Genomic DNA, 17,246 nt, shown 5'->3' on the forward strand with positions numbered 1-17,246 from the left:
GTACAACCAGCTAACGAAATATTATCGCGCCGCAATCCAGGATAGCCGCATCGGTCCGCCGGGCGGCTTCATGTTTCGCGTCGAATACCACAAGCTCCGCTTCCTCGTCGTCGACGACAACACCTACATGCGGCGCATCATCAAGACGCTGCTGCACGGCTTCGGCGCGCGCGAGGTGCTGGAGGCGGAGGACGGCGCGGCGGCAATCGACGCCTTCACCTCGCACTGCCCCGACATCGTGCTCACCGACTGGGAGATGCCGATGATCAACGGCATCGACATGACCAAGCTGATGCGCGCGCCCGACAACAGCGTGAACCCCTACGTGCCGATCATCATGATCACGGTCCATTCCGAGCGCCACCGCGTGCTCGAGGCGCGCGACGCCGGCGTCACCGAATTCCTGGTCAAGCCGCTGTCGGCGCGCATGCTGCACCAGCGCATCCTGGGCGTGATCGCCAATCCGCGCCCGTTCATTCGCACGGAGACGTTCTTCGGCCCGGACCGGCGGCGCACCAAGACGGCCAATTACGACGGCCCGGAGCGGCGCTCCGGCGAGGCGCAGCTGATCCCGCCCCCGCGGCTCGCCCGAGGACTTGTGGACGAGAGGTGAGGCGGTGACGACGACGACCAAGACGGCGACCCACGAGGTCATCCATCCGCCGGCGACGCTGCGTGACAAGGCGCTGAGCGAGCTGCCGGGCCCGGATCGCGATCCCGAGGCGCTGATCGCCCGCGCGCAGGAGGCCGTCGAGCGCCTCGCGCCGAGCTTCGACACCTGGCTGCGAGACGACGTCGCGGCGCTGCGCGAGGAGGTCGCCGCCTACGCCGCCGCGCAGCGAAGCGCCGCCGCCGCCGAGGCGCTGCGCGTGCGCGTCCAGAACCTGCGCGGCTCTTGCGCGCAGTTCGGCTACCCGCTGGCGGCGGACGTCGCCGGCCAGTTCTGCCTGCTGCTGGAGGACGCCGAGGGCCGCGACGCCGACGCCGAAGCGCTTCTGCAGTTCGTCGACGCCATCGGCTCCATCGTGCGCGGACAGGTGCGGGACGGCTCGGACCTGCTGGCCGCGGAGCTGGTGCGCGCGCTGCGCGCGCTGTCCGACCGCTTGCGCCAGGCCTGACGCGCTCGCCGTCCTCCCAAACGAAAACGGGCGGCCCGAAGGCCGCCCGTTGTGCATTCTAGGCGCGGCGCGCCGCGTCCTAGAACTCCTCCCAGCCCCCCTCGCCACCGCCGGCGGCGCGGCGCTGCGGCGCGGGGCGGGAAGCCGGCCGGGCCGGGGCGCGGCTGAACGCCTCCTCGGCGAGCTTGCGGATGCGGGCGGGCTCGTTCGCCGCCGGCTGGCGAGGCCGGGAGTCGGGCGTCACCGGCTCGGGCCGCGCCATGGACTGGTGGGTGCGGAACGTCGCCACGATCCCGTTGAGCTGCTGGATCTGGCGCGCCAGCGACGTGGCGGCCGAGGCGCTCTGCTCGGCGAGGTTGGCGTTGCGCTGCGTCATCTCGTCCATGTGCGCCACGGCCTGGCTCATCTCGTCGATGCCGTTCGCCTGCTCGGTGGCGGCGGCGGAGATGTCCGACACGGTGGCGGTGACGCGCCCCGACGCGCCGACGATCTGCCCCAGCGCCTCGCCGGCCGAGCGCACCAGCTTGACGCCGTTGGCGACCTCGGCCGTCGACGAGCTGATCAGCGCCGTGATGTCCTTGGCCGCTTCGGATGAACGCTGCGCCAGCGTGCGCACCTCGGAGGCGACGACGGCGAAGCCCTTGCCGGCGTCGCCGGCGCGGGCCGCCTCCACCGCCGCGTTGAGCGCCAGCAGGTTGGTCTGGAAGGCGATGTCGTCGATGACCGAGGTGATGTCGGTAATCTTCTGCGACGCCGCCTCGATGCGCGCCATCGCCGCCACCGCCTCGGTGACGACCGAGCCGCCCTTCTCGGCGACCTCCATCGCCTCGCGCGCCGTCTCCACCGCCTCGCGCGAGGACGCGGCGCTGGACTTCACCGAGGCGGCGAGCTGCTCGGTCGTGGCGGCCGTCTCCTCCAGCGAGGAGGCCTGCTCTTCGGTGCGGCGCGACAGGTCGGTCGCGCCGGTGCTGATCTCGCGCGCCGCCGCGCCGACGTCCTGCGCCGTGTCGTGCAGCGACGACACGGTCTCGGCCAGGCGGTCGATCGTGTGGTTCAGCGCGTCCCTCAGCTCGCCGAAGCGGCCCTGGTAGGGGGTGGAGATCGTCTGCGTCAGGTCGCCGGCGGCGAGCGCGCCGAGCGAGGCGGCAAGGTCGCGCGTGGTGGAGTCGAGCTGCGCGTTCAGCGCGTTGATCGACTTGGCGATCTCCAGGATGAAGCCGGTCTTGCGCTCCAGCGACACGGTCTTGCTGAAGTCGCCGATCGCGAGCGCGCTGACCACCTCCTTGATCTCCGCCTGGGCGGTCATCACGCGCCATTCCAGGACGGAGCCGATACGTTTCTTCTGCTCGTCCAGGATCGGACAGATCACCAGGTCGAAGATCTGGCGGCCGATGCGGATCTGCGCTGTGTGGCGGCCCGTCATCGCGTTCACCATGCGGTCCTGGTGAGCAGGGTTGCGGTGGAACAGGCCCATGTTGCGGCCGACGATGGTCTCGGGATCGAAGTCCGGCAGCACGACGCGGAAGTCGTTGAGATGTTCGCGGAAGAGTTGGGTCGCGGCCTCGTTGAGGTAGGCGATCACGTTGTTCTCGTCGGTCACCATCACCGCGTTGTGGAAGGCGCCGAGCGCGCCGCGAATGCGGTCGTCCGCCACGCCGTCCTCGCGGAACCGCGACACGGCGCGCGACAGCTCGCCGAGCGAGTCTTTCCGGGTGAGCCAATCGGGGGAGGGCGGGCGGCCGGCCATCAATAGGCCGGTCAAGCCCCGCAGCCGGCCGGCGTCGCCGCCCAGCACGACGAGCGCCATGACGAGCGCGACGGCCGCGACGGCCGCGCCGCCGGCGGCGACCATGGCCAGGCTCGACCTCTCGGGAATATAGAACGACGCCAGCGCCACCGGCGCGGCGAAGCTGAGCAGCAACGACGCCGCGACCGTCGCGGTCGGGCGATTCAGGATCGACGACATGGGGAGGACTCCGGAAGGAATTGGGAGAAGGGGAGCGGCGTCAGGCGGCCAGCGCGACGGCATGGCCTTCGCCGACCAGCGCGCCGAGTTCGAGCAGCGAGATCACCTCCGCGCCGCGCACCACGAGCGCGCGCAGCAGGCCCTCGCCGTCGCGCGACGTCTCGGGCGCGGGGCGCAGGTCCTGCGGATGGATGTCGATGATGTCGGACACGGCGTCGACCAGCAGGCCCACGCAGCGTTCGCCCATGTCGATCACCACCACCACGCTGGCGCGCGAGAGGGGCGAGGGATCGAGGCCGAGACGCTGGCGAAGGTCGTAGATGGCGACGATCGCGCCGCGCAGATTGATGACGCCGAGCACGTGGCTGGCGGAGTTGGGCAGCGGCGTCGTCTTCTGCCAGCCCCGGATTTCGCGAACGCTGCCGACGGGGACCCCGAAGGCCCGGTCGTCGATTTTGAAGGTGACGATCTGCTGGGCCTCCCCGGCCCGGGGGTCGGCCCCCTGGGGGCCCTCGGCAATACTCATCTGAAATGCTCCCCGCGCAAACGCGCTGGCAAATAATGGGGCAGTCCTGACAACGCGCGGCCGCGCCGAACTCCAAAACGGAGCCCTGGAGACGACGCGCAAGGCGAGACTCCGACGACCACAACCACAGTGTGCGGCAAAATGACTTAACAATTTGTGCGATTGGTTGCCGGGCCCCGGGATCGCCCGGCGCAAACGAAAACCCCCGGCCGCGAGGCCGGGGGTTTTCGTTTGCGCCGGGTCGGCGCCGCGGTTGCGCCGCGAGGTCGGTTCAGAACTCGTCCCACCCCGCCCGGCCGCCGGCGGCGGCGCGAGGAGGCGGCGCGTTCGGCGTGCGCGGCGCGGGGCGCTGCGCGCTCGGCCCGGGGCGCTGCGCGCCCCCCTTGAACGCCTGCTCGGCGAGCTGGCGGATGCGGGCGGGCTCGTTGGGCGCGGGCCGGGCGGCTTCGGCGGAGGGAGCGCGAACCGCCTGGCCGGTGCGGAACGTGGCGACGATGGCGTTGAGCTGCTGGGTCTGCCGCGTCAGCTCCGAAGCGGCGGCCGCGCTCTCCTCGGCGAGGGCGGCGTTGCGCTGCGTGATCTCGTCCATGTGCGCCACGGCCTGGCTCGTCTCGTCGATGCCATTGGCCTGCTCGGCCGAGGCGGAGGAGATGTCCGAGACGATCAAGGTGACGCGGCCCGACGCGCCCACGATCTGCTCCAGCGCCTCGCCGGCGGCGCGCACCAGCTTCACCCCGGCCGCGACCTCGCTGGTGGAGGAGGTGATGAGGCCGGTGATGTCCTTGGCCGCTTCGGACGAGCGCTGCGCGAGGGTCCGCACCTCGGAGGCGACCACCGCGAAGCCCTTGCCGGCCTCGCCCGCCCGAGCCGCCTCGACGGCGGCGTTGAGCGCCAGCAGATTGGTCTGGAAGGCGATGTCGTCGATCACCGAGGTGATGTCGGTGATCTTCTGCGAGGCCGCCTCGATGCGCGCCATCGCCGCCACCGCCTCGTTGACGACGCAGCCGCCTTTTTCGGCGACCGCCATCGCGGCCCTCGCCGTCTCCAGCGCCTCGCGGGAGGAGGCCGCGCTCGACTTCACGGAGGCGGCGAGCTGTTCCGTGGTGGCCGCCGTCTGCTCCAGCGACGACGCCTGCTCCTCGGTGCGCCGCGACAGGTTGTCAGCGCCGGCCGCGATCTCACGCGAGGCGGCGCTGACGTCGGAGGCGGTCGTCTGCACCGCGTGGACCGTCGAGGCGAGGCGCGACAGCGTCTCGTTCAGCGAGTCGCGCAGCTCGCCGAAGCGGCCGTGATAGTCCTTGCTGATCACCCCGGTGAGGTCGCCCTCGGCGAGCCCGGACAGCGACTGTCCCAGTTCGCTGATGGTCGAATCCAGCCGCTCCGCGAGAGCGTTCAGCGCCTCGGCGATGGCGAGCGTGAAGCCGGACTTTCCGCGCAGCTCGATGCGCCTGCCGAAGTCGCCGTCGGCCAGCGCCGTGACAATCTCCTGGATTTCCGACTGCGCGGTCATGATGTGCCACACCAGCACGGTTCCCGCGCGCTTTCCGCCCTCGGCGAAGGCCGGGCTGACCGTGAGGTCGAAGACTTGCCGGCCAATGCGCACCCGCGATGTCTGGGCGCGCGACAGCGATTCGGCGAGGCGTTCCTGATGGGCCGCCCTGCGGTGGAAGATCGCCATGTTGCTGCCGAGCACCTTGTCGGGATCGAAGTCCGGAAGCTGGGCGCGGAAGTCGTCGAGATGGTCGCGAAAGAGCGCGACCGCCGCCTCGTTCATCGAGACGATGACGTGGTTCTCGTCGGTGACCATCACCGCGTCGTGGCACGCGCGCAGCGCCGCCGTGAGCCGCGCGCGCTGGGCCTCCGCGTCGCGGGAGGCGGCGACGGCGCGGGCGATGTCGCCGATCTCGTCGGAGCGCGACCGCCACGCGGCGGGAGGGCCTTCCGCGGCGCGCAGGGCCACGAGCATTCCGGCCACGGCCCGGTCGCGACGCCCGAGCAGCCAGACGGTCGGCGCGAACACCGCGACGAGCGCGGCGCCGCTCCACGCCAGGAACGGCGCGAGGCCAAAGGTCGAGGGCGGGTACAACACGGCGGCGCCCGCCATCGCGGCGAAAAGGGCGGCCAGCGCGGCGCCCGCCACGGCGATGGACATCATCTTGGATGAGGTGGTGCGATGCATGAAATACACTCAGGCGTCGAGGAAAACGCCCCTGACCGAAACGGAAGAGGCCACGGTCAATGATGTAATCGCAGAGCAATTAACAAGTAACGAAGATCAAGAAACGCCTTGAAGTTGCAAGTATTGTTGCTTGCTACTCAAGGATGGCGTCTTCCTCGCTGCCGGACTTGGCGATGATGATCTCGCCCTTCTCGGCGAGTTCCTTGGCGGTGCGGATGATGCGCTGCTGCGCCTCGTCGGCCTCCTTGAGGCGGATGGGTCCCAGCCCCGCCATGTCGTCGAGGAACAGCGCGGCCGCGCGCTGCGTCATCTTGCTGGTGAAGAACTCGCGCGTGCCGGCGGACGCGCCCTTCAGCGCCTTGGCGAGGTCGAGCTTGTCGACGGAGCGGACCAGCACCTGGGCCGAGTTGGGATCGAGCCGGGTGATGTCGTCGAAGGTGAACATCAGCGCGCGGATCTTCTCGGCGGACTTGAAGGCGTTGGCCTCCAGCGCCTCCATGAACTTGGCCTCGTTCTGGCGGTCGAAGGCGTTGAAGATCTCCGCCATGGTGTCGTGCGCATCGCGGCGCGACGACTGCGACAGGTTGGCGATGAAGTTGGTGCGCAGCGAGTTTTCGACCTGGTCCATCACCTCCTTCGACACGTTGTCGAGCTGCAGGATGCGCAGCATGACGTCGATGGCGAACTCGTCCGGCAGCAGGCTCAGCACCTTGGCGGTGTGGTCCGGGCGCACGCGCGAGAGGATCAGGGCCACGGTCTGCGGGTGCTCGGTCTTGAGGTAGTTGGCGAGGATGCCCTCCTGCACGTTGGAGAGGCGCTGCCAGATCGTCTTGCCGGCCGGCCCGCGGATCTCGTCCATGATCGGGTCGACGCGCTCGCGCGGCAGCAGCTTGATAAGCAGTTCGTGCGTGCGCTCGTAGTCGCCCACCACGGTGAGCCGGCTGTAATGGTGGGCAAGCTCGCCGATGACGCTCTCGACGTTCTGGGCGCTGACCGAGCCCAGCGTCGACATGGCGAGCGTGACCTGGCGGAGCTCTTCGTCGTCGAGGCTCTCCCAGATCGGCGCGCCGAACTCCTCCCCCAGCACCAGCAGCAAGACCGCCGCCCGTTCCGGCCCCGAGAGCCTGCTGACCCGCGCCAATTCGGCCATGGAGGTTGTTCCAAAAGGCAATAACGATCCCTAGTTGAGTAGGCCGGTATGGTTAACGATCTCTGAACGCCGGCTCGTTCCGCGTCGGTTTCGCGTCGCCTGCAACCGGAGGATTATATCCTTTTCGGCGAAACTGCTCTCCATTGACAACGATTTTGCGAAGGCGTCCGCGCGAGCATCATGGCGACCACGAGACGCAAGCGCGCAGGCGCGAACCGAGAGGAAGACGCTTTATGTCGCTGTCCAAAGCTGACCAGGCCGGCATCGCCGTCACCGCGGGCCCGGCCCCCCGCCAGGACGAGATCCTGTCCGAAGCGGCGCTCGCCTTCGTCGCCGAGCTGCATCGCGGCTTCAACGAGACGCGCAAGCGGCTCCTCAAGCTGCGCGAGGAGCGCCAGAAGCGCTTCGACGCGGGCCAGCTGCCGGACTTCCTGCCCGACACGCGGCACGTGCGCGAGGGCGACTGGCGCGTCGCGCCGATCCCCGCCGACCTGCTCGACCGCCGCGTCGAGATCACCGGGCCGGTCGACCGCAAGATGATCGTCAACGCGCTGAACTCGGGCGCCAAGGTGTTCATGGCCGACTTCGAGGACGCCTCGTCGCCGACCTGGGACAACATGGTCGAGGGCCAGGCCAACCTGAAGGACCGCTGGCAGGGCGTCATCGACTTCACCGACCCGGCCACCGGCAAGGCGTACAAGCTCTCCGCCGCTCCGGCCGTGCTGCTGGTGCGACCGCGCGGCTGGCATCTGCCGGAGGCGCACCTGACCGTCGACGGCGAGCCGGTCTCCGCCTCGCTGTTCGACTTCGGCCTCTACGTGTTCCACAACGCCAGGGCGATCGTCGCCAGGGGCGCGACGCCGGCCTTCTACCTGCCCAAGCTGGAAAGCCACCTCGAGGCGCGGCTGTGGAACGACGTGTTCAGCTTTGCCGAGGAGAAGCTCGGGATCGCCAGGGGCACGTTCAAGGCGACGATCCTGATCGAGACGCTGCCGGCGGCGTTCGAGATGGACGAGATCCTGTTCGAGATGCGCGACCACATCGTCGGGCTGAACTGCGGGCGCTGGGACTACATCTTCTCGTTCATCAAGCGGCTGGGAAAGAACGCGCGCTTCCTGACGCCGGACCGCTCCGCCATGGTGATGGGCTCCAACTTCCTGGCCGCCTACTCCCTGCTGCTGATCCAGACCTGCCACCGCCGCGGCGCCTTCGCCATGGGCGGCATGGCGGCGCAGATCCCGGTCAAGAACAACCCGGCCGCCAACGAGGCCGCCTTCGCCAAGGTGCGCGCCGACAAGCAGCGCGAGGCGACCGACGGCCACGACGGCACCTGGGTGGCGCATCCCGACCTCGTGCCCGTCGCCATGGAGGTGTTCGACCGGCTGATGCCGTCGCAGAACCAGCTCAACAAGCTGCGCGACGACGTCAACATCATCCGCGACGACATGATCCAGGTCCACCCGGGCAAGCGCACGGAGGCGGGCCTGCGCGAGAACATCCGCGTCGGCGTCCAGTATATCGAGGCGTGGCTGCGCGGGCGCGGCGCGGTGCCGCTCTACAACCTCATGGAGGACGCGGCGACTGCCGAGATCTCCCGCGCCCAGGTCTGGCAGTGGCTCTACCACAAGGCGAAGCTGGCCGACGGCCGCGAGGTGACGCCGGAGCTGTTCCGCGCGGTGATGGATGACGAGATGGCCAAGGTGCGCGAGGCCGTCGGCCCGGCGGTCTATGACGCCGGCCGCTTCGCCGAGGCGACGAGGCTGTTCGCCGAGATGTCGCTGGCGAAGGAGTTCGCCGAATTCCTGACACTGCCGGCCTACAAGCTGCTCGGCTGAGCCGGCTTCCTCGGATTCCGCGCCGCCACCGCCCTTGGTGGTGGCCGGCGCGGACCCCAGATAGAGGGAAGCGCGGCTTGGCCGCGACCCTGAAGGACACCGGACCATGACTCCCGAGGAACGCCAGCTTCTCACCGGACTGTTCGAGCGAATCGGCGCCGCCTCCGGCGCGCCGCGCGACCGCGAGGCGGAGGCCTTCATCGCCGACGCCGTGCGCGTCCACCCCTACGCGCCCTACATGATGGCGCAGACCGTGCTCGTGCAGGAGGAGGCGCTGAAGGCCGCCGCCGCCCGCATCGCCGAGCTGGAGGCGCGCGCCGCCGAGATGGAGCGCGCCGGGCAGGAGCCGACGAGCTTCCTCGGCGGCATCTCCAAATCGCTGTTCGGCGAACCGCCCCGGCGGACCGGCAGTGGCGTGCCGGCGGTCGGGCCGGGCGACAGCGCCCCCGGCGGCGTCTGGAACCGCGGCCCGTCGCCCGGCTATCCGCCGCCGCCCCCCGCTCCGCCGAATTACGCGCCGTCCGCCGGCTTCGGCCAGGGCCCGTGGGGCGGCCAGCCCGCCTCGGGCGGCTTCCTGCGCTCGGCCATGGCGACGGCCGCCGGCGTGGCGGGCGGGGCGCTGCTCTACCAGGGCATCGAATCGCTGATGCATTCGCATGGCGGCGGCGGCCTCACGGGCGGCTCGGCGCTGGCGGGCGACCTCGGCGCGTCCGGGACGGGGCTCGGCTCGCTCGCCGGCACCGGGCTCGACGATCCCAACCTCATGACCGGCGGCTCGCGGAGCCACGCGGCCGACATCCTCGGCGGCCAGTCGGACGACCTCGCGTCGCATCCGGACGCCGGCGACGACGACACGTTCGACGTCGCCTCGGACGACGGCGGCGGCGATGTCGGCGGCGACGACGGAGGCGACTGGGCGTGAACGATCCGACCGTCCACCCGGCCGACAACGCCCCGCAAAAGGCGTCGCCCTCGTTCGTGCTGCCCGCCCTCGACGAGAGCTTCATCCTCGGCGACTCGATGCGCGGCGTGCGCTTCCTGCTGGAATACGCCAAGGCCGAGGAGGCGCTGCGCGCCTGGGGCGTCGAGACGACCATCGTCGTCTTCGGCTCGGCGCGCGCCCGCCCGCCCGGCGTGCCGACGCCGCTCGGCGAGAACGGCTGGCGCTGGTACGAGGAGGCGCGGCGCTTCGGCGCGCTCGCCTCGCGGGAGGGCGGGGCGCTGCTCGCCAATGGCGGACACCGGCAGAACGTCATCGCCACCGGCGGCGGCCCCGGCATCATGGAAGCCGCCAATCGCGGCGCGGCGGAAGCCGGCGCGCCCTCCATCGGCTTCAACATCATGCTGCCGCACGAGCAGGAGCCGAACGCCTTCTCCACGCCGGAGCTGACCTTCAGCTTCCACTATTTCGGCATGCGCAAGATGCACCTGGCGATGCGCGCGCGAGGGCTGGTGGTGTTCCCCGGCGGATTCGGCACGCTCGACGAATTGTTCGAGCTGCTGACGCTGCACCAGACCGGCAAGGCGCCGCGCCTGCCCGTCGTGCTCGCCGACCGCGACTACTGGACCCGCGTCATCAATTTCTCGGCGCTGGTGGAGGCCGGCATGATCCGGATCGAAGACCTCGACCTGTTCGACTTCGCCGACACCGCCGAGGAGATGTGGACGTGCCTGCTCCACCACGGCCTGGAGACGCCGGGACATCAACGGCCCTGATCGAATGAATTGCACCCTTTAAAATGCGTCTTAAGGTTTCCGTGCGTTCCTGATGCGCGCCGGGCGTGCAACCGGCGGCCGGACGGAACCCGCATGAGCCTGCACAAGGTCTACCGCATCGAACGCTTCGGCGACGCCGCGACGGGCGGGCCCCTGCGCGATACGCCCCAGCCCGACCGTGTCGCCGCTTCCATCATGAGCGAGGCCGAGCGTGCGGCCTTGCGCGACGCGGTGCGCGCCGGCGCGGGCCTGCGCCGGGCGGCGGTTGAGCTTGCCGCTGTCATCGCCGACACGGCGCGCGCCGCCAACGCCATCCTGGCCGGCGCGGAGGAGATCGATTCCGCCGTCGACCGCCTGCGCATCACGGTGCGGCGCGGGGCCGGGGAGGCCGACGCGCTGGACGACATCGTCGACCGCACGGTCGAGATCTTCCAGGCCTGCGACTTCCAGGACCTCACAGGCCAGCGCATCCAGAACGTGGTGTCGATCCTGGCCGACCTCGAGGCGCGCCTGGGCGCGCTCGGCGGAGCGGTCGGCATCGCGCCGCCGGCGCCCATCGACCCGCGCGGCGGCGGCCGCGCCGCGGGCGGCCCGCTGGAGAACGGCCCGCGCCTGCCCTCCGACCGCGGGCACCTCACCCAGGCCGAAATCGACCGCGTTCTGCGCGGCCCGCCGAACCCGCGCGGCTGATCGCGCGCCCGGCTTTTCAGCGCCGCTCCGGCGTGCGACAAGCGGGGCCCCCGCCCGCCAGAGGCCGTCGCGAACCGGATCCGCCATGTCCCCGCTCCCCCAGCCTTTCGCGCCGCGCGACGCGACGGACGCCGACGGTCCCGCGCTGGCGCGGCTGATCGCCTCCGTCTTCGCCGAGTACGAGGGCTGCCCGTTCGTGCCGGAGGAATTCCCGGAGCTCGCCGCGCCGGCGAGCCATTTCGCCGGCAAGGGCGGACGGCTGTGGGTGGTCGAGGCCCAGGGCGAGGGCGTGATCGGCTCGCTGGCTGTCGCGCCGACGCACGTTCCGGGCGTGTTCGAGCTCTTCAAGGTCTATCTGGCGCGCGCCCATCGCGGGCAGGGCGTCGCCGCCGCGCTGCTGCGCCGCGCCGAGGACTTCGCGGCGGCGGCCGGGGGCGAGCGCTTCGTGCTGTGGTCAGACACGCGGTTCACGGCCGGGCACCGCTTCTATGCCCGCCACGGCTTCCGGCGCGTCGCGGGGCTGCGCGCCCTGCACGACGTCGCCGCCACGCTGGAGTTCGGGTTCGAGCGCGCCGTGCGGGGGGCGCGGCCGTGAAGCCGGCGCTGCGACACGACGCCACGGCCACGCCCATCGTGCTGGCCGCCATCGCCACCGGCCTTCTGACGATGATGGACGGTGTCGTGAAGGGCCTGTCCGGCACTTACGCGCCGGTCGACCTCGTGTTCATGCGCTACGTCGGGGGCACCATCGTGGTGCTGCCGATCCTGCTCGTCGTGCGCCCGCCGATGCCGAGCTGGGACATGTTGCGGGCCCATGCCATGCGCGGCGTGCTCGTGCTGGCCACAGCGTTCTTCTTCTTCACCGCGCTGTCGCTGCTGCCGATCATCGAGGCGATCGTGTTCAGCTATCTCGCGCCTTTGTTCATGGCGCTGATGGCCCGCGTCGTCCTGGGAGAGCGGGTCAGCCCGGCCACCGGCGTCGCCATCGTGCTGGGCCTCGCGGGCTGCCTCGTCATCGCGCTCGGCAAGGGCCTGGGGTCGGAGGGTTTCGGGCGCGACGCCTGGGGCGTGGCCGCCGCGCTCGCCGCCGCGCTCACCTACGCCGCCGCCATGGTGCTGCTGCGGGCGCGCACGGGCAGCGACCACATCGTCGGAATCGTGACGCTACAGAACGTGCTCGCCTGCGCCTACGCGCTGCCCTTCTCGCTCGCCTTCGGCGATCCCGGGCCGCTGTTCGTCTCGGCCTGGCCGGCGCTGCTGGCGGTCGGCGTGCTCGGCACGGTCGGCCATCTCGTCTTCGCCGCCGCCTACGGGCGCGCCCCGGCGGCCAAGATCGGCGCGGTGGAGTACACCAGCTTCATCTGGGCGGCGGCCATCGGCATCGTCGCCTATGGCGAGTATCCCACCATCGCCACCATCGCCGGCGCGGCGTTGATCGTCGCCGGGTCGCTGCTGCTGCTGGTGAAGCCGAAGGGCGGGGCGCGGCCGGCGCTGGCGGTCGAGGACGCCGGGGCCGCTCCCGGCTGAACGCCGCCCCCTGCGACGCTCAAGCGATCGTCCCTCGAAATCCGGCATGCCGGCGTCTTGACAGTTCCGATGCGGGAACCTATCTCGGTGTCACCCTGTTAGCACTCCCTTGTGTCGAGTGCTAGCAGTCGCCTATCGGACAGCTTCAGCGCATTGCGCGTTGCCAAGAGGAAGCATGACATGAAGTTCCGTCCCCTGCACGACCGCGTCGTCGTCCGCCGTCTTGAGTCGGAGGAGAAGACGAAGGGTGGCATCATCATCCCGGACACGGCCAAGGAGAAGCCCCAGGAGGGTGAGATCGTCGCCGTCGGTTCCGGCGCCCGCGACGAGAGCGGCAAGCTGATCGCCCTCGACGTCAAGGCCGGCGACCGCGTGCTGTTCGGCAAGTGGTCCGGCACCGAGGTCAAGATCGACGGCCAGGAGCTCCTCATCATGAAGGAGTCCGACATCATGGGCGTGATCGGCAAGTAAGCCGCCGTCCTCCCCGCTTCCAAACCATTCCTCCATCAGGAGCAGATCGTCATGGCTGCCAAAGACGTACGCTTTTCCTCCGACGCCCGCGAGAAGATGCTCCGCGGCGTGGACATCCTCGCCAACGCCGTCAAGGTCACGCTCGGCCCCAAGGGCCGCAACGTCGTGATCGAGAAGTCCTTCGGCGCTCCCCGCATCACCAAGGACGGCGTCACCGTCGCCAAGGAGATCGAGCTCGAGGACAAGTTCGAGAACATGGGCGCCCAGATGGTGCGCGAAGTGGCCTCGAAGACCAACGACATCGCCGGTGACGGCACGACCACCGCGACGGTGCTCGCCCAGTCGATCGTCCGTGAGGGCGCCAAGGCCGTGGCCGCCGGCATGAACCCGATGGACCTGAAGCGCGGCATCGACTTCGCCGTCTCCGCCGCCATCAAGGACATCCAGAACCGCGCCAAGAAGGTGAAGTCCTCCGCCGAAGTGGCGCAGGTCGGCACCATCTCCGCCAACGGCGACGCCTCGATCGGCGAGATGATCGCCAAGGCGATGCAGAAGGTCGGCAACGAGGGCGTCATCACGGTCGAGGAGGCCAAGACGGCCGACACCGAGCTGGACGTCGTCGAGGGCATGCAGTTCGACCGCGGCTACCTGTCGCCGTACTTCATCACCAACGCCGACAAGATGGTGGCGGAGCTCGAGGACCCCTACATCCTCATCCACGAGAAGAAGCTGTCCTCGCTGCAGGCCATGCTGCCGGTGCTCGAGGCGGTTGTGCAGACGGGCAAGCCCCTGCTGATCATCGCCGAGGACGTCGAGGGCGAGGCGCTGGCCACGCTCGTCGTCAACAAGCTGCGCGGCGGCCTGAAGGTCGCGGCGGTGAAGGCTCCGGGCTTCGGCGACCGCCGCAAGGCGATGCTCGAGGACATCGCGATCCTCACCTCGGGCCAGATGATCGCCGAGGACCTCGGCATCAAGCTCGAGTCGGTGACGCTCAACATGCTCGGCCGCGCCAAGAAGGTGCGGATCGAGAAGGAGAACACCACGATCGTCGACGGCGCTGGCAAGAAGAAGGACATCGAGGCCCGCGTCGGCCAGATCAAGGCCCAGATCGAGGAGACCACCTCGGACTACGACCGTGAGAAGCTCCAGGAGCGCCTGGCCAAGCTCGCGGGCGGCGTCGCGGTGATCCGCGTCGGCGGCGCGACCGAGGTCGAGGTCAAGGAGAAGAAGGACCGCGTGGACGACGCGCTCAACGCCACCCGCGCCGCGGTGGAAGAGGGCATCGTTCCCGGCGGCGGCACGGCCCTGCTGCGCGCCAAGGGCGCGGTCAGCAAGCTGAAGTCCGAGAACGCCGACTTCCAGGCCGGCATCAACATCGTGCTGAAGGCACTCGAGTCGCCCATCCGTCAGATCGTCGAGAACGCTGGCGTTGAAGGCTCGATCGTCGTCAACAAGATCTCGGAGAACAAGTCCCAGACCTACGGCTTCAACGCCCAGACCGAGCAGTTCGTCGACATGCTCGACGCCGGCATCGTCGATCCGGCGAAGGTTGTCCGCACGGCTCTCCAGGACGCCGCGTCGGTCGCCGGCCTGCTGATCACGACCGAGGCCATGGTCGCCGAGATGCCGAAGGACAAGCCGGCCGCTCCGATGGGCGGCGGCGGCATGGGCGGCATGGGCGGCATGGACTTCTAAGAAGTCCGGCCGCGCCGCCCAAGTCTCGATGTATCAGATCGGGCAAGCCCGATCTGATCGGCGGCATGGGCGGCATGGAATTCCAGGAAGTCCGGTCGACATAAATTCGGGAAAGGGCGCCGGCGACGGCGCCCTTTTTCGTTGCGGCGTTCGGCGGGCCTTTCCCGCGGCCCCGGCCATGCTACTTAGAGTCCGCCACAACTTTGCTGCGGTTGAATGCGAGTGCGGCGCGCTTTCGGGGAGAGAGACACGATGTTTCGACGCAAGCTGGCGATCCTCGCCGTCGCCGTCCTGGCCTTCGCCGTACTCGCGCTGGGGGTCGGAGCCAAGGCGATGGACGCCACCCTGATCGGGCTCGGCGTCGTCGGCGTGCTGTTTGCCGCCGCCATCTGGAGCTCGCTGCGCATCTCCAGCTTCCTGCAGGTCTTCACCGGCATCTTCGGCGTCGAGTACGTGCTGTTCGGCGGCGTTGTGCTGCTCGGGCAGCTGGGGCTCTGGCCCGAGGCGCTCGCCGACTTCATGGTGTCGCGCAGCCTGCCCGCCACCGTCGCCGTGTTCGGCATCCTCGTCTGGGCCGCCTCGCACCTGCGCGTCATCCGCAGCATCACCGACATCGCCGACCTCTACTTCAACGACCGCGAGGTGAAGCCCGCGCAGATCTGGCCGTTCGGCGTGGTGAGGATGCGCGAGAACCGCCTCGCCACCATCGCGCTGGTGTCGCTGGTGCTCATCAACCAGGTCCAGGTCGGCATCAACGTCCGCCTGTCCTTCTTCAATCGCGACTGGTTCAACGCCATCCAGGAGAAAAACGCCGCCGACTTCTGGAGCCTGCTCTACACGGTGTTCCTGTTCTGGGCGGTGATCTACATCGTCATCGCCATCCTGGAATACGTGGTGCAGTCGGGCCTGACGATCCGCTGGCGGCAGGACCTGACGAACCGCTACACCACCCACTGGCTCGACGACGGCACGCACTACCGCATGGCGCTCACCGGCGAGCAGGCCGACAACCCCGACCAGCGCATCGCCGTCGACGTCGATCGCTTCATCGAGCTGACCTACGGCTTCTCGATCACCCTGCTGGCCACGGTGACCACGCTCGTCTCCTTCGCCATCGTGCTGTGGAACATCTCCGCCAGCTTCACCATCCCGGGCACGGAGATCGTCATCCCGGGCCTGCTGTTCTGGACGGCGCTGGTCTATGCGAGCGTCGGCACGCTGATCACCCATTTCATCGGCCGCGCGCTGGCGCCGCTGAACTTCCAGCAGCAGCGCTTCGAGGCCGATTTCCGCTTCTCGCTGGCGCGCCTGCGCGAATACGCCGAGCAGGTCGCGCTGCTGGAGGGCGAGCGGGCCGAGCGGCAGATCGTCATGGGCCGCTTCGGCAACGTCATCGACAATTTCTGGCGCATCGTGAACCTGCGCAAGCGCCTGCTGGCGTTCACCGCGTTCTACGGGCAGATCAGCCCGATCATCCCCTACGTCATCGCCGCGCCCTTCTACTTCCTCGGCAAGGTGCAGCTGGGCGTGCTGACGCAGACGGCCGGCGCGTTCGGCCGGGTCGAAGGCTCGCTGACCTTCTTCATCAACTATTACGTCTCGCTCGCCGACTACAAGGCGGTGATCGACCGCCTCACCACGTTCGGCGCGTCGATTCGCGCCGCCCGCGCGCTCGGCCGCGAGCCGCCGCGCCTCGACATCGCGCAGGAGAGCGGACCCGATGTCCGCCTCGACGACGTGGAGCTGCGCCTGCCCGGCGGCCGCGCCATCGTCTCCGTGCCCCAGCTGACGCTGCGGGCCGGGGAGTCGGCGCTGATCACCGGCGCGTCGGGCTCCGGCAAGTCGACCATGATGCGCGCGCTCGCCGGCATCTGGCCCTATGGCGAGGGCCGCATTTCCGTGCCCGCCGGCGCGTCGGTGATGCTGCTGCCGCAGCGCCCCTACATCCCGATGGGCACGCTGCGGCTGGCGGTGAGCTATCCGGCCCTGTCGGGCGTCTACACCGACGCCCAGTTGCGCGACGCGCTGGTGGCGGCGCGCCTGCCGGAGCTCGCCGACAGCCTGGATTCGCAGGAGAACTGGTCCGGCCGCCTCTCAGGCGGCGAGCAGCAGCGCCTCGCTATCGCCCGCGCCCTTCTGGCGCGGCCCGACTGGCTGTTCCTCGACGAGGCCACGTCGGCGCTCGACGAGTTCAGCGAGGCGGCGCTGTACAAGATGCTGGCGGAGAAGCTGCCGGAGACGACCGTCGTCTCCATCGGCCACCGCACGACGCTGCAGGCGATGCACCGTCGCCATTTGCAGATGCAGCCGGGCGCCGACGGCCGCTTCACGCCCGGCGACGCGGAGCAGCGCGCGACGGCGTGAGCCGCGCGC

15 protein-coding genes are annotated in these 17,246 nt (G+C 69.7%); 11 read left to right on the forward strand and 4 right to left on the reverse strand.

The window, feature by feature from the left end:
• Positions 1-70 precede the first annotated feature (70 nt).
• Together NK718_RS11580 and NK718_RS11585 are read left to right on the forward strand one after the other, a co-directional pair.
• A complete protein-coding gene (locus tag NK718_RS11580; protein WP_254742113.1) occupies positions 71-613 on the forward strand; it encodes a response regulator in 543 nt (180 codons plus the stop codon).
• Positions 614-617: 4 nt separating this feature from the next.
• Positions 618-1,118, forward strand: coding sequence for a hypothetical protein (locus tag NK718_RS11585; RefSeq protein ID WP_254742115.1), 501 nt, complete (start codon positions 618-620; stop codon positions 1,116-1,118).
• A gap of 79 nt (positions 1,119-1,197) precedes the next feature.
• Here the strand turns inward: NK718_RS11585 and NK718_RS11590 are convergent, their stop codons facing one another.
• From NK718_RS11590 to fliG, 4 genes are all read right to left on the reverse strand, one after another.
• On the reverse strand, positions 1,198-3,084 hold the full coding sequence (locus NK718_RS11590; RefSeq protein WP_254742117.1) for a methyl-accepting chemotaxis protein: 1,887 nt from the start codon (positions 3,082-3,084) through the stop codon (positions 1,198-1,200).
• Between the two features lie 40 nt (positions 3,085-3,124).
• A complete protein-coding gene (locus NK718_RS11595; protein ID WP_254742119.1) occupies positions 3,125-3,610 on the reverse strand; it encodes a chemotaxis protein CheW in 486 nt (161 codons plus the stop codon).
• Between the two features lie 271 nt (positions 3,611-3,881).
• Positions 3,882-5,789 carry a methyl-accepting chemotaxis protein gene (locus NK718_RS11600; RefSeq protein WP_254742122.1) on the reverse strand — a complete coding sequence of 636 codons (1,908 nt, stop codon included), beginning with the start codon at positions 5,787-5,789 and terminating at the stop codon, positions 3,882-3,884.
• A 133-nt stretch (positions 5,790-5,922) separates the two neighbouring features.
• Positions 5,923-6,939, reverse strand: coding sequence for a flagellar motor switch protein FliG (fliG, locus tag NK718_RS11605; RefSeq protein WP_254742125.1), 1,017 nt, complete (start codon positions 6,937-6,939; stop codon positions 5,923-5,925).
• A gap of 233 nt (positions 6,940-7,172) precedes the next feature.
• On the opposite strand from fliG, the gene aceB reads away from it, so the two are divergent.
• The 9 genes from aceB to NK718_RS11650 all read left to right on the forward strand — a co-directional run bounded on the left by aceB (position 7,173) and on the right by NK718_RS11650 (position 17,237).
• Complete coding sequence (aceB, locus tag NK718_RS11610) at positions 7,173-8,774, forward strand: malate synthase A (RefSeq protein ID WP_254742128.1); 1,602 nt, start codon at positions 7,173-7,175, stop codon at positions 8,772-8,774.
• 106 nt (positions 8,775-8,880) lie between these two features.
• Positions 8,881-9,696 carry a DUF2076 domain-containing protein gene (locus NK718_RS11615; protein ID WP_254742131.1) on the forward strand — a complete coding sequence of 272 codons (816 nt, stop codon included), beginning with the start codon at positions 8,881-8,883 and terminating at the stop codon, positions 9,694-9,696.
• A complete protein-coding gene (locus NK718_RS11620; RefSeq protein WP_371877271.1) occupies positions 9,693-10,490 on the forward strand; it encodes an LOG family protein in 798 nt (265 codons plus the stop codon). The genes NK718_RS11615 and NK718_RS11620 overlap by 4 nt, the downstream gene beginning before the upstream one ends.
• 93 nt (positions 10,491-10,583) lie before the next feature.
• Positions 10,584-11,180, forward strand: coding sequence for a protein phosphatase CheZ (locus tag NK718_RS11625; RefSeq protein WP_254742134.1), 597 nt, complete (start codon positions 10,584-10,586; stop codon positions 11,178-11,180).
• 85 nt (positions 11,181-11,265) lie between these two features.
• Positions 11,266-11,775, forward strand: a complete 510-nt coding sequence (locus NK718_RS11630; protein WP_254742137.1) for a GNAT family N-acetyltransferase — start codon at positions 11,266-11,268, stop codon at positions 11,773-11,775.
• Positions 11,772-12,707: a DMT family transporter gene (locus NK718_RS11635; RefSeq protein WP_254742140.1), complete on the forward strand. Its 936-nt coding sequence runs from the start codon at positions 11,772-11,774 to the stop codon at positions 12,705-12,707. The genes NK718_RS11630 and NK718_RS11635 overlap by 4 nt, the downstream gene beginning before the upstream one ends.
• A gap of 180 nt (positions 12,708-12,887) precedes the next feature.
• Positions 12,888-13,178: a co-chaperone GroES gene (gene groES / locus NK718_RS11640; protein WP_254742143.1), complete on the forward strand. Its 291-nt coding sequence runs from the start codon at positions 12,888-12,890 to the stop codon at positions 13,176-13,178.
• Positions 13,179-13,229: 51 nt separating this feature from the next.
• Entirely contained in the window at positions 13,230-14,873 is a 1,644-nt protein-coding gene (groL, locus tag NK718_RS11645) for a chaperonin GroEL (protein ID WP_254742146.1), read from the forward strand.
• 252 nt (positions 14,874-15,125) lie between these two features.
• A complete protein-coding gene (locus NK718_RS11650) occupies positions 15,126-17,237 on the forward strand; it encodes an ABC transporter ATP-binding protein/permease (RefSeq protein ID WP_254742149.1) in 2,112 nt (703 codons plus the stop codon).
• Positions 17,238-17,246 lie beyond the last annotated feature (9 nt).

This window comes from Alsobacter ponti (genome assembly GCF_024294805.1).
GTDB classification, from domain to species: Bacteria; Pseudomonadota; Alphaproteobacteria; order Rhizobiales; family Beijerinckiaceae; genus Alsobacter; species Alsobacter ponti.